Here is a 26,240-nt window from a genome sequence, read left to right on the forward strand (position 1 = left end):
TAATAATTTAATATTATTTTAATGCTGTTTGTATTGATAAATAACTTACATTAGCATATCACCAAATTGAGACATAAAGAAGAAAAAACAATTAAAACGGCCTAACCACGGGCTTTGTATGTTAAAACTAAATGAACAAAAATTAAATTTCTATGAAAAATGTGCCTACACAAAAAAAAATTAAACACCTGTTCAGGATGAGTGAAGTTCTCAATCCTAACCTGAACTTATTCTCGTTTACTGACCTAATTGAATCTTCCATCATATTTAGTATAAAAAGGCATTGATCATCTACTGCTAAATACACTATAGAATACATTTAATGTGAGACTATTCTGACAAGACCCAGTGATTGCAAAATCATATTGGGCAGGATCCCTCATTTCTATTTTTTAAATATATAAACATGGAAGATTTTTCAAAAACTAATCTTCAGCTGGAAAACCAGCTGAACAGTAAAGATATTGCCGTTATCGGAATGTCATGCAGGTTTCCCGGAGCGGATAACTATCATGATTTCTGGAACAACCTTATAAACGGAACCTTCAGTGTAACGGAGATTCCTGAATCCCGATGGGATTGGCGAGAATACTATGGTGATCCTGCTTCGGATACACCTAAAACCAATAGTAAATGGGGAGGATTTATTGAAGACATGGATAAATTTGATCCTTTATTCTTTAATATATCGCCGAAAGAAGCAAAATATATTGATCCTCAACATAGAATCTTTTTAGAATCTGCCTGGCATGCGGTTGAAGATGCAGGGTATAGTACCGAAAGTTTGTCCGGTAAAAAAGTCGGAGTATATGTCGGAGTATCTAAAAACGATTATGCAGAAATGCTTCAGTCTACTCATCAGGAAATCAGTTCATTTGTTTCTACAGGGACAGTACATTCTATATTAGCTAACAGAGTTTCTTTCTTTTTAGATATCAGAGGAAAAAGTGAAGTAGTAGATACGGCTTGCTCAAGCTCTTTGGTAGCATTACATAATGCCATTAGGGATATCCGTGCTGGGAATTGTGAATCTGCATTGGTGGGAGGAGTTAATGCATTGATCACGCCTACCATGTATCTGTCTCATGGAAAATCAGGAATGCTTTCATCGGAGGGCAAATGCAAGACATTTGACGAAAGTTCTGACGGATATGTTCGTGGTGAAGGTGTAGGATGTATTTTTATAAAACCACTGGCAGCAGCAATAGCAGATAACGATCCGATAATCGGAGTGATCAAAGGAACTGCGGTGAATCACAATGGACGTTCCAATTCACTGACTTCTCCAAGTGTTCGTGCTCAGGCTGAAGTCATTAACGCTGCACTAGAAGATGCAGAATTAGAAGCCGGACAGGTAAGCTATGTAGAGGCACACGGTACAGCAACCCCTTTAGGAGATCCTATTGAGATCAGTGCTTTAAAAAAAGTATTCAGCCAATATGGGGCAGAAGAAAATATCAATTGCACTTTAGGCGCACTGAAAACCAATATTGGACACTTAGAAAGTGCCGCAGGTATTGCAGGACTTATCAAAGTATTGCTTTGTATGCGAAACCAGCAAATCCCAGGAATACTGCATCATAAAAAACTGAATCCATATATTGATTTAAAAGGCAGTCCTTTCGCCATTTCTACTCAACCAACGGAATGGAAGCCTTCTGAAAAAGGTATTCAAAGTGGCCCTTTGTCTGCGGGAGTAAGTTCTTTTGGAATGGGTGGGGTTAATGCACACGTCATCTTGCAGGCCTATGAAGGAGAACAGGTTAGAGTTAATTCTGAAGAGAGAATAAACTATACAATCCCATTATCAGCAAGGACAGAAAAACAGTTGAAATTATATGCTGAAAGAATTACAGACTTTATAAGGAAAAACAGCACAGAATTACGCATACAGGATATCGCATTTACTCTACAAAACGGAAGAGATACAATGGCTGCTAAAGCTGTTTTTGCTGTTTCTGATGTAGAAGATCTTATTGCACAATTGGAAGAATATAGTTCAACAGGAAAAATTGCAAAAACCGATATCAATGCAGAAAATCAACAAGCTGATGGGGTAAGAATTTCTTTACCAGGCTATCCATTTGAAAGAAGAAGATGTTGGATGGATGGGGCGGCTGTTTCAGTTGCTGCTTCAAGTCAGGTAATAGTTCACGAAGTCGGATCACTTTTGATGCAATTTTCAAACAAAGATCAGCAGCAATGGGAATATGAAACACTTTTGAAATCAACTGATTATTTCATTCGTGATCATGTGGTAAAAGGTGAATGCATGATGCCGGGTGTTGCTTATCTGGAAATCGCAAGATCGGTAGCAGAAAAGGCATGTGGACGAACTGTAAGTGAATTGAATGATGTATGCTGGATGCATTCCGTAAAAGTATATGAAGAAAACGTTCCATTACAAATAAAGCTTATTCCGGTAAACACTGGGTTTTCCTTTGAAATAACTACTGCTGAAGGAGTGCATTCCAATGGAAACATCTTGCTGAAAAGTAATACAGTTGCGGCAGGATCTATCGACGTACAAAAAATAAAACAACGCTGTTCCATTGAAAAAACAGCAGCGGAAATTTATCAGGAATTTGAAAAAGAAGGCTTAGCTTATAAAGAAACTTTTCAAACAATCACAACAGGTTTTTTTGCAGCTGATGAAGCGATATGTATATTAAAACCCACTTTAAAAGAAAATCAGGTTTCCTCAAAAGTCTGGGAACCGTCTTTATTGGATGGTGTTTTTCAGACTGTAGTAGGACTATGTATTTGGGGGAATGTTGAAAATCAACATCAATTGTTACCATTCTATCTGAAGTCAGTACGTTGTTACAGTAATTTAGCTGATGCTCATTATGCCTATGTTAAAAAATCAGATACCTATCAGGGCGGAAACAGATTTTCATTTGATATGTTTTTGTGTGATGAACAGGGCAATGTGATCCTTGAGTTCAATGAATTTGTAAAAAGAGCTTATAAATCAGGATCCATAACTATCGAAGAGACGGTTGAACCTGTGATAGAAAGCTTACATTATACAGCCGATTGGTTAGAAAGACCATTGGGAATCCATGCAGAAAGACCTGCTTCTGTTATTATTTTTGATACGGATGCATCTTTATTAGAAAGCATACAGGAAAAACTGCCTTATGCAACAACGGTTTTGATATTGCCGGGAGATTCTTATGAGAAAAAGGATCAGTATACTTATCAGCTTGATGCTAAGGATGCGGCATCTTTTAAGAACCTGACCAAAGACCTTGCAGAAGACGGAATTGTTACAGATAACCTGATCTACAGATGGAGCATGAGCCGTGGTGAGCTGGTTGCTGAAAATATGCAGGATATTTACGCATTATTGTATTTGTCGCAAGCCTTAATCACTGCTGAATATTCCGGGAATATTAAATTGCTTTTTGCCTACAATCACAACGATAAAAAATCAACTGCTATACAGCAAATGGCAGGTGGATTTGCCAGAACCCTGGCTTATGAGAACCCTAGAATTTCTATTCTAAGTCTTGGCATCAGTGAAGAAGATAGCTCTTCTTATCAGGATATCATCATTCAGGAGATGATGCATTATGTAATGGCACCTCTGTTAGAAGTAATATATCGTAACGGACGAAGAGAAGAGAGAACTATAGTTCCGGTAAAACAACAGAACAACCAATCATCAGAACTATTGCTAAAGGAAAACGGTTGCTACATCATTACTGGTGGTACTGGTGGTTTAGGAATGGTGTTCGCGTCTTATCTTGCGGAACATTATAAGGCTAATATCGTATTGATCGGCCGAAGTTTAAAGAATGAAGCTATTGAAGATAAGCTTCAGCAGCTGCAACAACTTGGAGGAAATGCAGCATATTACAGAGCCAATGTAGCGGATAAAAGAGCATTATCAGTAGCGATTTCCAAAATCAAAAAGAAATTTAAAACCATTAATGGAATCATTCACGCAGCAGGACTGATTGAAGATTCTTTTATCATTAATAAAAAAGCAGATTCATTCGAAAGGGTGATCACTCCAAAAGTATATGGAACCATCAATTTAGATGAATGCCTTCAGAATGAGGTGCTTGATTTCTTCATCGTATTCTCTTCAATCGCTTCATTAATGCCTAATCAGGGACAGTGTGACTATGCTTCCGCGAACAATTTCCTTGATCATATGATGGAGATCAGAAACAGAAGGGAAATAGAAAAAGGGAATCAAGGAATCAGTCTGGCCATTAACTGGCCACTTTGGGAAAGTGGTGGAATTACGGTTTCTGACGAAGAAAGAGAACATTTATGGCAGGTATTCGGTATGAAACCGATGCTTAATGAAGATGCATTAAAAGGCTTCCTGAAATTACTAACCACAGGTAATACTTCAACACAGGCAGTATTGATCGAAGGAATTGCAAATAAAATAGAATCTCATCTTAGTGTTGAGCACGTATTCGAGCATGCTAATATTGAAAACAGAGAGTCTGAAAAAGGTGATTTCTCTTCAGTACTTAGAAGCATGATTACTGATATTCTACCCAAAACTTCAGTGATAACAGATACAGATAGCTTTAATAAATTAGGATTAGATTCTTCAGGACTGGTAAAGCTTTCTGCAAAGTTGACCGAATATGTGGGTGCAACAATCAATCCGGTTTTATTGATTGAATATAATACCATTAAAGACCTTGCTGCTAATATTGCAACAGAGATTCCTTCTTTTGATCCCGAAAAGGTGATGGAATCTTTAGCAAACGACGCTGCAAAAAGTTATATAACAACTACTTCATTGGTAGATGCAGAACGATCAGACTTAAAGAACTTACTGTTTAGAAAACGATACAGCAATGAAGAATTTTTCATGCAGGATCACGTCGTGGATGGAAAATACAATGTTCCTGGAGCCTGTTATATTGAAATGGGAAGACAGGCGGCCACATTGCTTGGTAAAAGAATATGCAGCCTATCCAATAATTACTGGCCGGAAGTGTTGTCTTCTGCAGGACCAGCGATCAATGCCTATATTCAGATGGTACCCAAAGGTTCATTATATGCTTACGAGATATTCAGTGAGGATACGAATGGCCGAAAAACAGTACATGCAATGGGGGATGTGAATATGGACACTGTTATAGAACCGGGTGAACTGGGAACTTTTGATCTTCATGCTGCCAAAGAAAAATTAAACATACACATAAGCCGGGAAACGGTTTACGAACAAATCATCGCTGAAGGATTGCATGTAGGACCTTCTTTTATGCCGATGAAGGAGTTATGGACGAATAAAGAAGAGGCTTTAGGACACCTGATCCTGCCTTTACATGTTGCAGAAACATTACCGGATTATATTTTGCATCCGAGTATGCTAACAGGAGTGTTCCAGACCGCTATTATTAATAATAAGCCAAATGGCTTAGAAAACTCCAAATACATTCCGGTAGCCATAGATGAGATTGTATTTACAGGTCAGATTCCTGCCGAATGCTATATACATACAGTAGCTCATGAAGCTAACAAAACCAGAAGTGGAATCAGAAAGTTTGATGCCCAGGTGGTGGATCCCGAAGGTAATATTATTGCTAAACTTAATGGTTTTTCAATTAAAGAGACGACCAATGCAACCAATACAGTTGCATCAGCTCAATCAGTAACTCCAAAAGTAAAAGTTGCTGAAAGTGGTGAACTTGCGATAGAACGCATTGAGAATCTGTTGAAAACATTGCTACATGAAGGAGTTGGTTTGGAAGAAGAAGAAATGGATGCTGAAACTTCATTTGAAGAATTGGGAATTAATTCCAGAATGATCATTGATCTGAACAGGTTGTTGGCAAAAACTTTCGGGAACTTATCTAAAACCCTGTTTTTTGAATACCGAAATATCAACGAACTGGCTGGTTATTTCCAGAAGAAGCATGCGGGTGTATTAAAAGATCTTTTAGGTGAAGTTGAAGAAAACGATTCGACACCTGAAAGGATAGAAGAAATTGAACCTGTTGCCGATACAGAGGAAAAAAGTACAAACAAAGATATTGCGATCGTTGGAGTCAGTGGAAAATATCCAAAATCAAATACACTTTCCGATTTCTGGGAGTTGATGAAAAAAGGAGATGACTGCATTGAAGAAATTCCACAAGATCGTTTTGATTATAAAGGACATTTTGATGAAGATAGAGAAAATGGACTGCTATATGCCCGTTGGGGAGGATTCATCAATGATGTAGATAAATTTGATCCGCAATTCTTTAATATCTCACCACGGGAAGCAGAGAAAATTGATCCTCAGGAAAGGTTGTTTTTAGAAGTCGTTTGGTCAACGTTGGAAGACGCTGGAATTACCCGTGAGAAAATTACAGAACAATCTAAAAAAGTAGGTGTTTTTGTAGGCGCATTATGGCAGCCGTACGTTAACCTTGGAATTGAAGAAACGGCCAAAGGAAATCCTATCGCTCCGAGTGGGCTTTTATATAGTATTCCAAACAGAGTTTCATATTTCTTTAACTGGACGGGACCAAGTATGGCTATAGACACTGCTTGCTCTGCATCATTAACAGCATTACATTATGCTTGTGAAAGCATCAGAAACGGAGAGTCTGACAGCTGTATTGCAGGGGGAGTAAACTTATCGCTTTCATTAAGTAAATATTTATTCCTGAGTCAGAATAATTTCTTAGCCAGTGATGGCCGTTGCAGAAGTTTTGGGATTGGAGATGGATATGTTCCTGGGGAAGGAATCGGTGCTGTTTTACTTAAGCCTCTGGAAAAAGCAATTGCCGATGGCGATCAGATTTATGGGGTAATTAAAGGAACCACCGTTAATCATAACGGCCGAACTAATGGATATACCGTACCTAGTCCTAATTTACAAGGGGAATTAATTCAGGCTGCTTTACAAAAAACAGGAATCGATCCACGTACGATATCTTATGTAGAAGCACACGGAACAGGAACTTCTTTAGGAGATCCTATTGAAATGACAGGTCTTTGCAAAGCTTTTGATGAATATACAGATGATAAACAATTCTGTGCCATCGGTTCTGTAAAATCTAATATTGGACATCTGGAGGCAGCAGCTGGTATTGCAGGACTGACGAAAATATTATTACAGTTTAAACACCAACTTGTAGCACCATCCATACATTCTGCAACCCTGAATCCGAATATCAGTTTTGAAGATACGCCTTTCTATGTTCCTCAGAATTTAGCACCATGGAAAAGACCAATGATCACTGATCAAAACGGACAGTCTGAAGAATTACCATTAAGAGCAATGTTAAGTTCTTTTGGTGCCGGAGGAAGTAATGCACATCTTATCATTGAAGAATTCAGATTACCGGAACAGACTTCTAAAAATGAATTAAACCAAGATCCTACGATCATTGTCTTATCAGCTAAAAATGAAGAACGTCTTCAGGAACAGGTATATAACTTAAAATATAGTTTAGAAGAAGATAACAGTCTGTCATTACCTGATATCGCTTATACTTTACAAACAGGAAGAGAAGCTATGGAAAGCAGGGTAGCTTTTGTGATAAATGACATTCCTTCATTAATAGGTGTCCTGGATGGCTTTTTAAAAGATACTGATGCTCAGAAGGAAACAAGTACATCATATAAGACAGGAACATGCAAAATAGGAACTAAAACAGATGATAAATCTGCTGAAGTACAAAACAAAATCAATACAGCAAATTGGAATGGTATTGCTGATCTATGGATACAGGGATCTGTATTCGACTGGAATTTGCTTTATGCAGGAAAACAGCTTCGCAAGATCAGCTTGCCAACTTATCCTTTTGCGAGAGAACGCTACTGGCTTCCTACAGCTGACAAGAAACTTAATCCAGCTGGAAAAACCGTTGACAGAACATTGCATCCTCTGGTGCACCAGAATACCTCTGACCTGGATCAACAAAAATTCAGCAGCACTTTTAGTGGTGAAGAATCATTCTTAGCAGATCATCAGGTACGCGATCAAAAGATTTTACCGGGAGTCGCCTATCTGGAATTGGCAAGAGCTGCAGGTAAATTGAGTACACACCAAAAAGTTACCCAACTTAAAGAGGTGAGCTGGATCAATCCTTTCTGGGTTCATCAATCAGAAACGCTTCACATTGGATTATACCGTGATCAGGAAGAGGTAGCTTATGAAATATATAGTAGTAACGGAGATGCTGTGGTAACGCATAGCAATGGAAGACTTTCCAATACCGTAATCGAGGTTCCTGGTAGGATGAACATTCAGCAGTTTAAGAAAGATTGTGTGAATGAAATCACAGGATCAGAATTATATAAAGCTTTTGATTCGAAAGGATTAAACCTTAAAAATAGTTTCCAGCAGGTAGAGACCTTATATATTGCAGAAGAATATGCTTTATCAAAAATAAAGCTGGTGAATAATGAAGGTTGTGTATATCCTCCTTGTATCATGGATAGCCTTCTTCACGCGGTGTATGGTTTAATGGATTCTTATTCATTGGTATTACCTTTTTATGCCGGAGAAATTAATTTCTACAAAGGAATTGAAGAAGCTCAGGAGCTTTGGGGTTATGCGGTACGAAAAGAAGGTAAGGATAACCACCGAACGGTAACTGCTGATTTTTATTTACTAAATGAAAACGGAGAAATACTATTATCCTTTAAAGACTTTATTTTCCTGCCTTTGGATCGTGAAGAATCTGATCAATCAGGAAGTAAGACTTCTTTGCATAAAGAAGGAAAAGTAACTTATTATCAGCAGGAATGGAAAGAAGAAGCTCTTGTTTCAGAACAGCTTGAAACAACCAATCAGATCATTCTTATTGCAGGCGGCGCTATTGATTTGTGCGACAAGCTGCAGGAAGGACTCGGACAGGAGGTTATAGCTGTAAACCAGGAAAAACAAACTGCTTTTTTCAATTCTGCATTATCTAAAATAAAAGAGAAAGTCAAGGAGAAAGGCCATACTCAAATCACAGTTGTTTGTCAGACCAGCGATTATTCCGAATATGGATTTATATCCGGATTGCTTAAAACAGCTCATCTTGAACACCCTGAAATTACAGGAAAAGTAATTGCTGTAGACTATTTATCAGTAAAGAACCTTGAAGAACTCACAGCAATCATTGAGGCTGAGCAAAATAATAAAGATGTTGAGGTATCCTACACCGGAGGTGTAAGGTCAGTGAAAAAATCTGTACTGGTAACTTTCGATTCACAAAGTACGGAGGGAATAACCTTTAAAAAAGGAGGTGTTTATCTTTTAACCGGTGGTGCAGGTGGATTAGGCTTGAAGATCGCTGAACATATTTGTACTAAAAATAATATTACGCTGGTACTGACAGGCAGAAGTGTATGGTCTGAAACCATTAAAACTTCATTATCTGAAATACCGGGTGCTGTGTATCATCATTGTGATCTAAGCAACTTTGAAGAAACCCAGAAATTGGTACAACTTGTTAATCAGGAATATGGTCCACTCAATGGAATTATTCATAGTGCAGGTGTTCTCAGAGATAGCTATATCATCAACAAAACATCTTTACAAGTAGATGAGGTTTTTGCTCCTAAAGTAGAAGGAACAAAAAATATCGATGAAGCGACTAAAGATCAGCCATTGGATTTTATGGTATTCTTCTCTTCTATAACGAGTATTAAAGGAAATGCCGGACAGGCTGATTATGCTGCAGCCAATGCTTATATGAATACGTATGCGGCATACCGTAATGCAGAAAGATCAGGAAGAAAATCAAATGGTAAAACTTTAAGTATCTGCTGGACATTATGGAAAGAAGGCGGAATGAAAGTGAATGATGAAGATGTTCTGGATCTTGAAAGACAATTAGGATCACTCTCACTTCCATCTGAAGATGGCATAAAAGCTTTTGATACTTTACTAAAAAATGCGGAAGGAGAAATTCTGGTTACTTATGAAAATACAGATGCTCCAAAGGTGGAAATGATTAAAGTTTTTGTACCAAAAGAAGCTCATCTAGCTATTGATACTTCTGAACTGGCAGAAAAAGTTTCAGGTAAAATAATCGAAATAGTAGCCGTGCTATTAAAGCTAAATCCTGCTGCTATTAAAAAAGATAAGGCATTTGGTGATTATGGTTTTGAATCTGTGTCATTAACAAAATTTGCCCGCCAGTTAAATACATTCTATGAGCTTACAGTACTACCAACTGTTTTTTATAATTATCCAACAATCAATGATCTTAAAGATTTTTTAATTGAAGAACATCATGAAGCAGTAACTCAAAAGCACAGCTCATCTGTTGCCGCAAAATCGGAAGAGGTTCAGCCTGTAATGATTACGCAAAAAAGAGTTGCATTTAATAATGAAGGTCGTTCTGCAATACCAAAAACAGCTGGGAATAGTATCAGTAACAGTACCCATACAACACAAAAAGCAGTTGCTATTATCGGGATCAGTGGACGTTTTCCTGGGTCAGATGATTTAGATGCTTTCTGGAAAAACATCAGTGAGAATAAAGATCTGATCACTGAAATGACACCGGACCGTTGGGACTGGAAAGCCTATTATGGAGATCCTTTAAAAGAGAAAAATAAGACCAAAGCAAAATGGGGTGGCTTGATCTCTGACATTGATAAATTTGATCCTTTATTTTTTAATATCTCGCCACGTGAAGCAGAATTGATGGATCCACAACAGCGGATCACTCTGGAGGCCGTATATCAGGCATTGGAAGATGCAGCAATTGCACCGGATAAGATCAGAGGAACTGACACCAGTATCTTTATTGGAGTTTCCACGTCTGACTATTCCATGTTAGTGAATAACCAGTCTGATTTAACGGGACAGGGACATTATGCAACTGGATCAGTACATTCTATCCTGGTCAACAGAATATCTTATTTATTGGATATCCGTGGAGCAAGTGAACCTGTGGATACTGCTTGTTCAAGCTCATTGATTGCGATTCACCGTGCAGTAGCCCATATTAGAAACGGAGATAGCACGATCGCAATTGCAGGGGGAGTGAATGCACTTCTTTCTCCGGAATTGACTCTTTCTTTCAGTGAATCCGGAATGCTAAGTGCCGACGGACGTTGTAAAACTTTTGACGAAAGTGCCAATGGCTATGTACGTGGAGAAGGCGTTGGAGTTGTTATCCTGAAATCATTGGAGCAGGCAGAAGCAGATGGAGACCATATTTACGGAATTATCCGTGGAAGTGCAGAAAATCATGGCGGAAAAGCCAATACACTGACCTCTCCAAATCCAAATGCTCAAAAAGAGCTCCTGGTTAAGGCGTATAGCAGAGCAGGAATTAATCCGGCGGATGTAAGTTATATAGAAGCCCACGGAACAGGAACTCCACTAGGAGATCCGATTGAAATAGAAGGATTGAAGCTTGCCTTTAATACTTTATATAAGCAAAGAAATCAAGCCCCAACAGAAGCTGCATACTGCAGTATCGGAAGTGTAAAAACAAACATCGGACACCTGGAGGCTGCTGCAGGAATTGCAGGAGTGATGAAGGTAATCCTGGCAATGAAACATAAAACATTACCTGGAAATCCTCATTTAATTCAGACCAACCCATATTTAAATCTGGATGGAAGTCCATTCAGGTTACAGCAAAATACAACCGACTGGAAGGTTTCTGGTAACAAATCAAGAATTGCCGGAATCAGCAGTTTTGGTTTTGGAGGAGCTAATGCCCATTTAATTATCGAAGAATATATTCCTGGTATAAGAAAAGCAATTGTAAAAGGACAACCTGCCGTTATTTTACTATCTGCAAAAAATGCCGACCGATTAAAAGCCAGGGCATTGCAACTGAAAGTCTTCTTACAGAGGCACCCTGAAACGGACCTGCATGAGCTTGCCTTTACTTTACAGTCAGGACGTGAAGCCATGGAAGAACGTCTTGCATGGATTGCAGAAAGCCAGGAGGACTTATTGACTCAGTTGGAAAATTATACCAATGGTAATAGCTTTGGATTCTACCAGGGAAATACCAATCAGGAACAGATCGGCTTCCTTCTGGAGGGAACGGCAGGAAAAGCTTATGTAGAAACTGCTTTCAAAAATAATGAAATCAAAAGTCTTGCTCAACTGTGGGTAAAAGGAATTGATATCGACTGGAAGTTATTATACCCAGATACTTTACCGAAGCGCATAAGTCTGCCTGTATATCCTTTTGCCAGACAACGGTACTGGATCCCGGATTCCCCTAAAAAAGTACTGCATACCCAAATAGCAGAAAATCATCTGCATCCATTGTTACATACCAATGAATCTAATGATAAGCAACAACAATACGCAGCAGTATATAACGGAACCGAATCTTTTCTTGACGACCATATCGTAAGGGATGAGAAAATACTGCCCGGAGTAGCTTATCTGGAAATAGCTAGGGCTGCAGGAGCTTTGAGTTCTCAAAAAGAGGTTGTCAGGTTGAAGAATGTGAGCTGGCTGAACCCTCTAAAGCTGGAAAATGGAACAGTCTCAATTGCCATTGCACTGGATCCGGAACAAGCAGCTGTTAATTACAAAATTTACAATCAGAAAAATAACCAGCTTCTTTATGGAAACGGTCAGATCATTACGGGTAAAACAGAACCTGCTGGAAGATTTGATCTGGAAATGATGAAAGCGGCTTGCACAAAGGTGATTCCGGGAGCAGAAATTTATCAAAATTTCAAAGCAAACGGATTGAATCTTGGAAAGAGCTTCAGAGGAGTTAAGCAAATTCACGTAGGAGAAGGTATTGCTTTATCAGCCATCAGTTTTGATGAACTGGAAGGTTGTATGTACACGCCGGGTATTATGGATAGTCTCTTACATACCATTTATGGATTGGTTATTGCAGGAGGCGAAGCATACAAATTGGAACTTCCTTATTTTGTACGCGAAGTTCATTTTTATCAGCCTATAACAGATGCTTCGGCATTGTGGGGATATGCCAGAAAAAGTGAAAATTATAAAGAAAGTGATCAGGTTGTTACCTATGATCTGGATCTTCTGAGTAATGAAGGAGATCTATTGATCAGCTTTAAAGATTTTGTAGCACTTCCCCTGGATGGTCTTGAAACCAATGGAGAGGAAGATAATATTGACGAAGTTGTTGAAGAATCGGTTGAAGAACAAATGACTGTAGTTCCGGTCGAGGCGAGTCTGCTAAAGAAAAAAGTGACCGATAAGATCGTAGGTATCGTTGCTGAATTAGTCAGAATGGAACCTGCTGAAATTGAAAATGATAAAAAGTTCGGAGATTATGGATTTGATTCCATTTTATTAACCCGTTTCAACAATGAGCTCAACGGTTACTATGATCTGGATCTGATGCCAACCGTATTTTATAATTATGCAACCATCAATAAGCTGGCTGCGTTTATGACAGAAGAATATACGGAAGCCCTCAATGCATTGCACGGAGAAGCTCCAGCTGCTCTAACTGTTAAGCCGGTTGAAAAAATTACCATAAAAAAGAGTGCTTTTTCAACAACGGTTGCAACGCCTGTAAAACAGTTCAATCCTTACAAACCAAAGCCACAATCGGCCAATGAACCCATTGCCATTATTGGGATGAGTGGCCGCTTTCCGGGATCACCGGATCTGGACACATTCTGGAAAAATATCAGTGAAAATAAAGACCTGATCACAGAGGTTCCCGCGGACCGATGGGACTGGAAAAAATATGACGGAGATCCTTTAACGGAAAAAAATAAAACCCGATCCAAATGGGGAGGTTTTCTGACAGATATTGATAAGTTTGACCCTGCTTTTTTCAGTATTTCTCCAATGGAAGCTGAATTGATGGATCCGCAACAACGTATTCTCATGGAAGCAGTATACGAGGCGCTGGAAGATGGTGGAATTGCAACAGAAAGCATTAAAGGAACCAATACCGGAATATTTATAGGGGTTTCTGCGTCTGACTATTTGATACGCCTTCGCCATGAAACCGATTTAGCGGGGCAAATGCATACCACTACAGGTTCTGTACATTCCATGATGGTGAACAGGATTTCCTATTTACTGGATATCAACGGACCGAGTGAACCGGTAGATACTGCCTGTTCAAGTTCATTGATTGCCATTCACCGAGCTGTTGAAAATATCAGAAACGGAATGTGTAATATGGCCATTGCCGGAGGAGTAAATGCATTGTTATCTCCAGAATTGACCCTTTCTTTCAGCCAGTCAGGAATGTTGAGCAAAGATGGAAGATGTAAAACTTTTGACCAAAGTGCTAATGGATATGTAAGAGGAGAAGGAGTAGGAATTATCGTTCTTAAATCATTGCAACAAGCTATTGCAGATGGTGATCCTATTCATGCGGTGATCAGAAGTACTGCAGAAAACCATGGCGGAAGAGCAAACACCTTAACTTCACCTAACCCGATTGCCCAAAGAGATCTTTTACTGCATGCCTATCGCAGTGCGGGAATCGATCCGCGTGATGTGAGTTATATTGAAGCTCACGGTACCGGAACACCTCTGGGAGATCCAATTGAAGCAGAAGGATTGAAACTTGCTTTTAAAGATTTATATAAAGATAAAGGACTTCAGCAGCCTACAGAACCTCACTGCAGTATCGGAAGTGTAAAAACCAATATCGGACACCTGGAATCTGCAGCAGGTATTGCAAGTACCATTAAAGTACTGCTGTGTATGAAGAATAATACATTGCCGGGTAATCCGCATTTAAAAAATCCTAATGAATACCTGAAATTAAATGGAAGTATCTTCGAGCTGAGAAAAGAGACAGGTCCGTGGATCACTTCCGATGATCGTCCGAAAATTGCTGGGATCAGTAGTTTCGGATTCGGAGGTGCCAATTCACATATTGTCATTGAAGAATACCGACCGGATCTGACAACTCCTTATCAGGAAGACAGTCAGGCCATCATTATACTTTCTGCAAAAACTAAAGATAATCTGAAGCAGCAGGCGAGCAATCTTTTAGATTTTGTTCAAAAAAATCCTGAAGCGAACCTTTCTGATATCGCCTATACCCTGCAGACGGGAAGGGATGAAATGGAAGAAAGACTGGCTCTGGTTGTATCGAATAAAATCGAACTGATGAGTAAGCTGACAAACTATCTTTCAGAAGGTTCAGAACATGGATTTACAGGAAACATAAAACAAGATAAGACCGGTTCAGGAAATACCTATATCAGTCTTGCTATTGAAAATAAAGATCTCATTTCATTGGCAGGTCTATGGGCGAAAGGTGCATCTGTAGACTGGAACTTATTATATACCAATGGACGTCCTTCGAAAATCAATTTACCGGTTTATCCGTTTACTAAAAACAGATACTGGATCCCTGTCAGTTCATTCCTGCTAAAAACAATGGCCAATACCAGAATTCATCCATTACTGCACATGAATGAATCAGATTTAAATGAACAGAAATATACCAGCATTTTCACAGGTGAAGAAGTTTTTCTTAACGATCATAAAGTAAGAAACGAAAAGGTGCTGCCGGGAGTCGCCTATCTCGAACTGGCAAGAATTGCCGGAACATTGAGTACAGGTCAACAGGTAACACAGCTAAGAAATATCAGTTGGGTCAATCCGATTTCTATCGTAGAAGATTATGCAAAGATCTCAACCGGGATTTATAGGGATGGTGATCAGTTGTGTTATGAGGTCTACAGCGATGGAGAAGTGGTACATGGTAATGGTCAGATATTAACTGATAAGCTGATTCAGCCAGAAAATATGGACATCAATGCTTTGAAAGCAAAAGCCAATAAAGTATTGGATGGCAAAGGAATGTATAATGAATTTTTGGCGGCAGGACTTGATCTCGGAACTACGTATCAGGGAGTTCAAAAGATGTATGCTAATGACCATGGCTGTTTAGCTAAAATTAACCTTACGAGCCTTGAGGGCTTTATGTATACACCGGGAATTCTCGATAGTATGCTCCACACTATTTATGGTTTCCAGCAACTTGCTGACGAAACATACTCATTGGCACTTCCTTATTTTATGGGAGAGATGAGCTGCTATCAAACACTGGAGGGACAATCATTGTGGGCGTATGCACGTAAAAATGAGCAAACCAAATCAGAAGATAAGCTGGCTGCGTATGATATAGATCTGATCAATGATCATGGTGTTGTTTTAGTGAGCTTCCGAAACTTCGTAGCGCTTCCGTTAGATGGATTTAAACCAACAAAAACGGTTAAAAAAGATACAGATACATTTATCTACCAACCCGTTTGGGAAGAGACTTCCCTAGAAAATCCACAGATACGGGAAACTGAAAAACAATTTATCTGGCTTGCCGGAGGGACTGATTCTTTAGCAGAAGAATTAAAAGAAAGATTGGGAATCTCAGTACAAGCCATCGCAATTGATCAGCCGGTAAGCTATTTTACCACGGTACTTGAACAGCTGAAAGGCAATTTGAAGAAAAATACTTCAATGCATATCACTGTGGTTTACCCAAATCATCAGTATCCACAGGCAGGATTTATTACCGGTTTGTTAAAAACAGCAGTTCAGGAAAATCCTGGAGTGACAGGCCAGACCATCGGTGTGAATAGTTTAGATCCTGATTTGCTGACCGAATTACTGAAAAATGGAGTGGGAAAAAATGCTGAGATCCGTTATGATCGAGGTATTTTTAAAACAAAACAGTTCAGACCGTTAGTAAAAGAGAATATAGGTGTAGATCAAATGACGATCCGTGAAAATGGAGTATACCTTATTACGGGTGGTGCCGGTGGTCTCGGACGCATTTTTGCAAAGCACTTAAGCCAGACTAAAAATGTAAAAATTATCCTGACAGGCAGAAGAACTGCGGATCACGAGATAGAAAAACTACTGTCTGAAATTCCGGGAACAGTGTATTATCCATGTGATATAACAGATCATCAGGATACAGAAAGATTGCTAACAACTATTAAGGAAAACCATCACGGATTGAATGGAATCATTCATAGTGCCGGAACTTTAAGAGATAGTTTTATTCAAAATAAAAATGAGGAACATATTCAACAGGTACTCAATCCTAAAATTAAAGGAGCGCAGATATTAGATGTAGTAACAAAAGGTGAACCTCTTGACTTTATGATGCTTTTCTCATCTGTTGCGGCAGTGACAGGTAATGCTGGGCAAGCAGATTACGCATCAGCTAACACCTATCTGGATCATTATGTTGAATACCGAAATGAAGCTGCTGCTCGAGGTCAGCGATCTGGAAAAACGATCAGTCTAAACTGGCCACTGTGGAAATCCGGTGGAATGCAGGTAAGTCCGGCAGCGGAAAAATATCTTGAAAATCAGTTTGGGATGGTGCCAATGCCAACAGAGACAGGTCTTGAGATGTTTGATCTGATTCTGAAAGCTCCATCAGGACAGTACGCTATTTATTTCGGTAAAGAAGAGGGGATTTCCAGAACAACAGGTAATACATTAACTGGAGGAGCAATTCAAAAAAATGATTCAATATCTCCTAAAAATACAGAAGAAAAGATAGGTGGATCAAAAACGGCTACAGAAAAGATTGTTAGAGAGGTGAAGGAAATTGTGGCAAAACTTCTCAAAATGGAGGTTTCTACAGTTGATCAGGAAACAGAATTTGGAGAATATGGTTTTGATTCCCTTTTAATGACCCAGTTTACCACTGCTTTGAATAATTTCTACAACCTGAAATTAATGCCGACCGTATTTTACAACCATCCGACTATTGGAGTATTTGCGGAATTCCTGATCAAAGAATATCCGAACCTTGCAGTAGAAAGTGAAAGTACTTCAAAGGCATTTACTTCAGACCAAAATTCAGTTCAATTTGACCAGTTTACCGGACGTAAAAACAGACAACATTCTTTACAATACAACAGTTCACCAGTAAAGGTACCTCAAAAGCCTGTTGAAGAAGGAATTGCGATTATAGGAATCAGTGGACGTTTTCCCGGATCACCTGATATCAATACTTTCTGGGAAAGAATTAAAAATAATGAAGACCTGATCACAGAAATCCCTGAAGACCGATGGAGCTGGCAGGAATATTACGGAGATCCTCAAAAAGAAAGTGGTAAAACCAAAGCAAAATGGGGTGGATTTATCAGCGATATCGACAAGTTTGATCCTTTGTTTTTCAATATTTCCCCTAAAGAAGCTGCTTTAATGGACCCTCAGCAAAGGATTGCTCTTGAAGCCGTATACCACGCTTTGGAAGATGCAGGGGTAGCCACTTCAGCATTAAGGGGAACCAATACAGGAACCTTTATTGGAGTATCTGCGGTGGATTATTCCATGCTAATGAATAATGGAACTGATCTTACGAGCCTGGCACAATATTCTACAGGCGCAGCTCATTCCATATTGGTGAACAGAATTTCCTATTTATTGGATATTCATGGACCAAGTGAGCCGGTAGATACAGCGTGTTCAAGTGCATTGATTGCCATTCATCGCGGTGTAGAGCATATCAGAAACGGACACTGTGATATGGCGATTGCTGGTGGGGTAAATGCTATATTATCTCCGGAACTGACGCTTTCCTTCAGCAGTGCAGGAATGTTGAGTGAAGATGGAAGATGTAAAACTTTTGATCAGCGTGCCAATGGCTATGTTCGTGGAGAAGGAGTCGGAATTGTGATCCTGAAATCTTTAAGCAAGGCTGAAGCTGATGGTGATCATATCTATGGAGTGATCCGCGGAACAGCTGAAAACCATGGTGGAAGAGCGAATACGCTTACCTCTCCAAATCCCAATGCACAAAAAGATCTCCTGGTAAAAGCATACCGGAATTCAGATATAGATCCACGTGATATCAGTTACATAGAAGCACATGGAACGGGGACAGCACTGGGTGATCCTATAGAAATTGAAGGTCTTAAGCTTACATTCAATACATTATATGAAGACAAAGGACTTCAGCAGACACAAAAAGCGTATTGCAGTATTGGCAGTGTAAAAGCAAATGCCGGACATCTTGAATCTGCAGCCGGAATGGCCGGATTAGCAAAAGTATTGATGGCAATGAAGCATAAAATGCTGCCAGGTAATCCGCACTTACAAAATCCCAATGCCTATTTACAGATGGAAAATACACCATTCCGTTTACAGAAAGAAACTACAGAATGGGCTACCGAAGGAAATAAGCCAAGAATAGCCGGAATCAGCAGTTTTGGATTTGGAGGAGCGAATGCACACATTATTATTGAAGAATATCAGCCATCAAAAACGGCTCACAAGATTCAAAGCAATGCTATCATTCCATTATCAGCAAAAACGAAGGAACAACTTCAGCAGCAGATCATCAATCTTAAGAATTATCTGGAATTGAATCCTCAGCTAGACATCCATGATGTCGCTTATACTTTGCAAAACGGACGTGAAAAGATGAAGGAAAAAGCAGTATTTATAGCAACTGATACCAAAGATCTGATTAGCCTTCTTTCTGAAAAAAGGGATCTGAATGCTCCTGTTTACAAGTCAGAAGAAAATAATACAGCATCCATTTCATTGGCAGAAAATTGGTTAAGTGGAGCATTAAAAGATTGGTCCACTTGTTATCCGGGTCAGAAACCTGCCAAAATCAGCTTGCCGGTATATCCTTTTGCACGCAACCGTTACTGGATTCCGGAAGGAAAGAAGATCGCAGTTGTAGCCGTAAAAGAACAGGATCATCAATTATTTGAAAATTTTTCAGAAAACATAACCATCGAAGAAAAAACTCAACCTGCTGATGTAAAATATGAAACAGCCCAGGATAACAGCTGGCTGATGGCAAAATTAATTCAGATCGCAGCAGCAACGATTGTATTGCCTGAAGAAGATTTTGATATCACGACCCAGTTTAAAGACTATGGTTTTGATTCGATCCTTGGGGTTGAATTGGTCAACAATATCAATTCTGAATTAAATATCACCATTAAGGCAACTGATTTATACAGTTATCCTAATATCACTTTAATGAATGATTATCTGTTAAAGAATTTCTCTGAAGAATTACAGGCTCCGGTTCAGGTTCATCAGTATGCTGTTGCAGATAAAATTATCATTACTGAAAAGAAAAGTCATGCAGTTGAAGACAAAATTACAACTCATCTTGATCAATCAGCAGAAATTGCGATTATAGGAATCAGCGGACAATTTGGAACTGCTAATGATCTGGATGCTTACTGGAAAGTATTGGCAGAAGGACAATGCCTTGTCAAAGAGGTTAAGCATGAGAAATGGACAGAAGATCAGGGAAGTTTTGAAGGACAAAAAAGATGGGCAAGCTGTTTGGAAAATCCGGACTATTTTGATCCTCTATTCTTTAAACTTTCAGGCTCTGAAGCAGAAATGATGGATCCTATGCAGCGTTTATTTCTTGAGCATAGCTGGAAGGCAATTGAAGATGCAGGAATTGATGCAGACTCTCTTTCATCCTTGAAATGTGGTGTGTATGCAGGAGCGGGACACAGTGATTATATCGCCGGAACAGAAGGAACATTACCTTCCGCACTTTGGGGAAATTCAAGTGCGATATTGGCGTCAAGAATTTCTTATTTCCTTAATTTAAAAGGACCTGCTATAGCAGTCAACACAGCGTGTTCAAGCTCTCTGGTGGCGATGGATCTTGGATTTAACAGTCTTCAAAGAGGAGATACGGATCTTGTGTTAGCGGGTGGTGTCAATATTATCAATTCTGCCCATTCGCACGATATGGCAGTGAGAGCAGGAATGCTGTCTGCGGATGGACGATGCTACACATTTGACAGCAGGGCCAATGGCTTTGTAATGGGAGAAGGTGTTGGTGTTGTTGTCCTAAAGAGATTGGCAGATGCAGAAAGAGATAACGACCGTATCTATGGAGTGATCAAAGGAAGTTTGACCAACCAGGACGGGACGACCAATGGTATTACTGCTCCAAGTGTGCTGTCTCAGGAAGAACTTGAAAAGGAGGTGTATGAAAAATTCAATATCAATCCGGAAACCATAACGTATGTGGAAGCTCATGGCACAGGTACGGGATTGGGAGATCCTATAGAATTTGAAGCGTTAAATGCATCATTCAAAGCATATACTGATCAGCAAAATTTCTGTAGTCTGGGTAGTGTGAAAACTAATATCGGACATGCGTTGGAAGCTGCCGGAGTGGCCAGTGTATTAAAAGTGCTTTTGGCAATGAAACACAAACAATTGCCACCAAGCATTAATTATGAAACACCCAATCCGCTAATCAATTTTAAAGGAAGTCCATTTAAAATACAGGATACATTGACCGCTTGGAATACACCAGCTCATACAAAAAGAAGGGCAGCGATCAGTAGCTTTGGCTTTAGTGGAACCAATGCGCACATGGTTATTGAAGAATATATTCCTCAGGAAAAGGAAGAGATTAAGCAAGGTGGAGAAGTGTTGATCGTATTGTCAGCCAAAAGCCGTGAACAATTGATTGTACAGGCTGAACAGCTTGTTAAACACATTAAAAATGAGCCGTTGATCAGCTTATATAATATCGCTTACACCCTTCAGATCGGAAGATCAGCGATGGAAGAAAGATTGGCTGTTCCTGCAAAAACAATTGAAGATTTAGTTAATCGTCTTACTGATTTTGCAACTGGAAAAGGAGGGTTTTATTTTAATGGAAATATCAGACAGCATAAGAAAGAAGTGAACAAATCTTCTGAAACATCTGCGATTCAAAATGCTTTGGCGAATCAATCGTGGGCAGCAGTAGGAGAATATTGGGTAAAAGGATTCCCTGTACAATGGGAGGTATTATATCAGGAAACGAAGTTTAGTAAAGTTACGCTACCTAATTATCCTTTCGCAAGAGAAAGATATTGGCTAAAATCTGAACAGAAAATAGCTACAAGCTCTGCCATTGCACATCCTTTATTACATCAGAATAATTCAAGTTTAAAGAATTGCTTGTTTAGCAGCACACTGAATGGAAATGAATCTTTTTTAAGAGATCATAAAGTGTATGGAGAACAGGTGCTGCCTGGAGTCGCTTACCTTGAAATGGCTCATGTAGCAGGCCGACTTGGAGCTGAGGTTTCAATAGCTCAGTTAAGGGAGGTGAACTGGCTACAGCCTGTAAAGAATCATGATGGGCAAGTAACACTTAATATTGCTATTGAAGCTTTGCAGGATGAGTGGACTTATAAAATTTACTCAGGTCCGGATGAAAAGCAATTGCATGGACAGGGTATAATGGGAACAGTTTCCAGCTTAGTTCCTCAGATCAAAAACATCAATAAATTACAAAACAGCTTTATCAAAAAAATGGATAAAGCAGCATATTATGAACTGTTCAGATCCATTGGACTGGATTATGGAACAACTTTCCAGGGAATTCAGGAGGTTTGGTATAATGGGGAGTCTGCATTGTCGAGAATTGAACTTAGTCCAGAAACCGGATTCACTTTATCTCCGGGAATGATGGATGGTGCATTACAGACCTGTATGGCGATCAGTCTTTCTGATCAAAGCCAGAAGCTGATGTTGCCATTCAGTGTGAGAGAAATTAATATCTATCAATCTTTATCAGAAGAAATCTGGTGTTATGTAAGAAAAAATACTTCAGGGAAACAGTCCAGCAGTTATGAGATTGAAATGCTGAATCAACAGGGAGAAGTCCTGATCAGTTTCACAGAGTTGGTGGTTTTAACACTGGAAAACGGAAACAATACATCTTCTGCGACTCATGAGAATAAAAGTCAGAATAAGGAAACTTTAGAGAATAGTGTTGGATTGCACCTGTATGCTAATGAATGGAAGGAAGCAGATTTAGAGACATCCAATTCGAAAAGAACAAACTCATCAGTTGCTCCATTAGTTTTTCTGGCAGGCGGTTCTGCAGTATTAGCAGAGAAGCTGGAAGAGAGCCTGGAATGTGAAGTGAAAATTCTTCATGAAAGTGCTCCGGAAGAAACTTTTATTCAGGTTCTTGATGAAATACGGCAAAGAAAACCTGTGGGACAAATGATTCAGTTGGTGTATCCTGCCGGGGAAGGAATGGAGTATAGTTTTCTTTCAGGATTATTGAAAACGGCATTGCAGGAAAGTTTAGTATCAGCAGCAAAATTGATTGAAGTAGAAAACCTGTCGATTAACGGACTAGATGAATTAATAAGCATATTACAAGCTGAACAGGAGAATACAGATGCTGAAGTGCGTTATCATCTTGGAAAAAGAGAAATAAAGAAGCTGAAAGCTTTAAACGGAACTGAAAATCAAGAGGTAAAAGCAACCATTAAGGAAAACGGGGTCTATCTGATCACCGGAGGTGCAGGCGGATTAGGGCTGTTATTTGCAGAGTATTTCAATCATATTTCAGGAACAAAAGTAATATTGGTGGGTAGAAGTGAGCTTACTACTTCACAAAAAGGAAGATTAAAAGAATTATCCAACACCACTTACGAACGATGTGATATTACCGATTTGGGAAGGGTAACAGCTTTAATTGGAAAAATCAAAAATGAATATGGTCGCATTAATGGAATTGTTCATAGTGCTGGGGTAACCCGGGATAGTTTGATACTCAATAAGACTGCAGCCGAGGTTAGAGAAGTGTTTTCTGCCAAAGTAAAAGGGGCAGAAAATATAGATATGGCCACTAAAAATGAAAATATGGATTTCACGATTTATTTTTCATCATTAGCGGGAATATTTGGGAATACAGGACAGTCGGATTACGCATCAGCTAATTTGTGGTTGGATCATTTTGCTTCCCACCGTGAAATGGAACGTCTTCGTGGAAAAAGAACAGGAAAGACATTAAGCATCAACTGGCCGCTGTGGAAAGACGGTGGAATGCAGATCACTGCAGAACAGGAAAAATACATGGCACACCACTTTGGTTTATGGCCGATGCCGACTGCAGATGGACTTCACGCCTTTGAAACTTTGTTGAACAGTAATTTTAATCAGGGAATTGTCATCTATGGAGATCCTGAAAAACTGGGAATAGAAAAAGGAAGTTCACTGCCTCAAAAAGAAATGGTAAAAGAAACTCCGGTTGCTCAGGTTGATGACGATTTGTATGAAGCATCCGTAGAATATATGGGTACTTTGATAGCCGGAACTTTAAAGATTCCTGTAGCTAAATTACAACCGGATATTCCTTTTGAAGATTTTGGTATCGATTCTACAATAGTCGTAAGATTGACCAATCTCCTGGAAGAGAAACTAGGTAAAGTATCACGAACTGTATTTTTTGAATGTCAGACCTTGGGTGAACTGGTTTCTTATTTTCTGAAAACCCATCGCAATGAACTTGTAAAGCTAACTGGATCAGCAACAAGTGTGGATCATAAGAAAGTGGTTTTCGCAGACCAGGCAAAAAATATACAATCTACAGCATCAAATAAGGCAGTAGATCAACGAAAAGAAATTATTGAAAAAGAACTTCCTAAACCATCCGCATTATCAGAAGATATAGCAATCATTGGATTGAGTGGAAAATATCCTGATGCTAAGAATCTGGATGAGTTTTGGGAGAATCTGAAATCAGGAAAAGACAGCATCAGAGAAATTCCGGAAGACCGTTGGAAGATCAGTGATTTTTATGATCCTGTAAAAGGAAAAGAAGGAAAAACGTATAGTAAATGGGGTGGATTTATGAAAGACATTGATCTTTTCGACCCTTTATTCTTTAATATCTCTCCACGGGAAGCGGAAATCATGGATCCTCAGGAAAGACTTTTCTTGCAAACGGTATGGGAAACGATGGAAGATGCTGGATATACAAAAGCCAAACTCCAGGGGAAAGTAAATGAAATAAGCGGTATGCCAGGTCAGGTAGGCGTTTACGTAGGGGTGATGTACGAAGAATATCAGTTATTCGGGGCAGAAGAAACCGCAAAAGGAAATCCTACCGCTTTATTGGGAAATCCAAGTGGTATTGCCAACCGGGTATCTTATTTCTTCAATTTCCATGGCCCGAGTATGGCGGTAGATACGATGTGTTCTTCTTCTTTAACGGCGATTCATATGGCTTGTAAAGATTTACAGTCAGGAGAAATAGAAATGGCCGTTGCAGGAGGAGTCAATTTAAGTCTGCACCAGAACAAATTTTTAATTTTAAGTGAAGGCGGATTCGCTTCCAGTAAAGGACGATGTGAGAGTTTTGGAGAAGGAGGGGAAGGCTATGTACCTGGTGAAGGAGTTGGTGCTGTGTTACTAAAACCTTTAAGCCGTGCTATTGCAGACGGGGATCGTATTTATGGTGTTATTAAAGGCACTGCAGTAAATCATGGTGGCAAAACCAATGGCTATACGGTACCGAATCCAAAAGCTCAGACTGCGGTCATTAAAGCGGCCATGAAAAAAGCAGGAATTCAGCCTGAAGATTTCAGCTATATCGAAGCACACGGAACAGGAACAAGTTTAGGAGATCCTATAGAATTGACCGGACTAAAAAATGCATTCGAATCTGAGGCTAAACAATTTTGCAGCGTAGGTTCGGTAAAATCAAATATCGGACATTGCGAATCAGCAGCAGGAATATCAGGAATAACAAAGGTATTGCTTCAAATGCAGCACCGTCAACTGGTTCCTTCTCTGCACTCTGAGGTACTTAATCCTAATATTGATTTTGAAAACAGTCCGTTCAGAGTACAGCAGTCTCTGGAAGAATGGTCAACACAGGATAATAAAGCACGAATAGCCGGAATCAGTAGTTTCGGTGCAGGAGGAAGTAATGCGCATATTATTATACAGGAATATGTGAGCCCTCAACCTGTCTCTAACCCAGTTTCGGGACCAGCGATTATTCTGTTGTCTGCTAAAAATGCAAACAGGCTTCGGGAGAAGGTTGCTGATCTGAAAGACTTTGTTGAAGCTCAAACAGAAATCAATCTTTATGACCTTGCTTATACCTTACAAACGGGTAGAGAGGCGATGGAAGAGCGTTTAGCATTTTTAGCGTCAAATAAGGCTGATCTGATCTCACAACTGAACAATTATCTTAATCATCAACTTGATGAATTGCTTACCGGAAATGTCCGAAAAGATGATTCAGGGTTCATGCTGGAAGGAAAAGCAGGAAAAGCTTATCTGGAAAGTGCTCTTCAGGAAAAGGAAAGCGAGTCCCTGATCAAATTATGGATAAAAGGGGTGGCTATCGATTGGGATCTTTTATATCAGGATACTCAACCATCCGTCATTGGTTTGCCATCTTATCCTTTTGCAAAGGAAAGCTACTGGTTTGCCAAAAAGGAGGAAGATCCCGTAAAACATACCATTCAGGTACAGCCTTTATTACAAGTTCGGGATGAACAAAAACTACATCCTCTTTTACATGCTTATAAAAATTAATTGACTTATTATCATTATTATC

General features: G+C 39.4%; 1 protein-coding gene. It reads left to right on the forward strand.

Going from position 1 to position 26,240, the window contains the following annotated elements:
- Window positions 1-406 precede the first annotated feature (406 nt).
- Window positions 407-26,218, forward strand: coding sequence for an SDR family NAD(P)-dependent oxidoreductase (locus tag CEY12_RS01620; protein WP_089026033.1), 25,812 nt, complete (start codon window positions 407-409; stop codon window positions 26,216-26,218).
- Window positions 26,219-26,240: the final 22 nt, after the last annotated feature.

The organism is Chryseobacterium sp. T16E-39 (assembly GCF_002216065.1).
Taxonomy (GTDB): Bacteria; Bacteroidota; Bacteroidia; order Flavobacteriales; family Weeksellaceae; genus Chryseobacterium.

What these genes read in the sequence shown, in the direction of transcription:
- CEY12_RS01620 (WP_089026033.1), top strand. Translation starts at nt 407, where the DNA reads ATGGAAGATTTTTCAAAAACTAATCTTCAGCTGGAAAACCAGCTGAAC.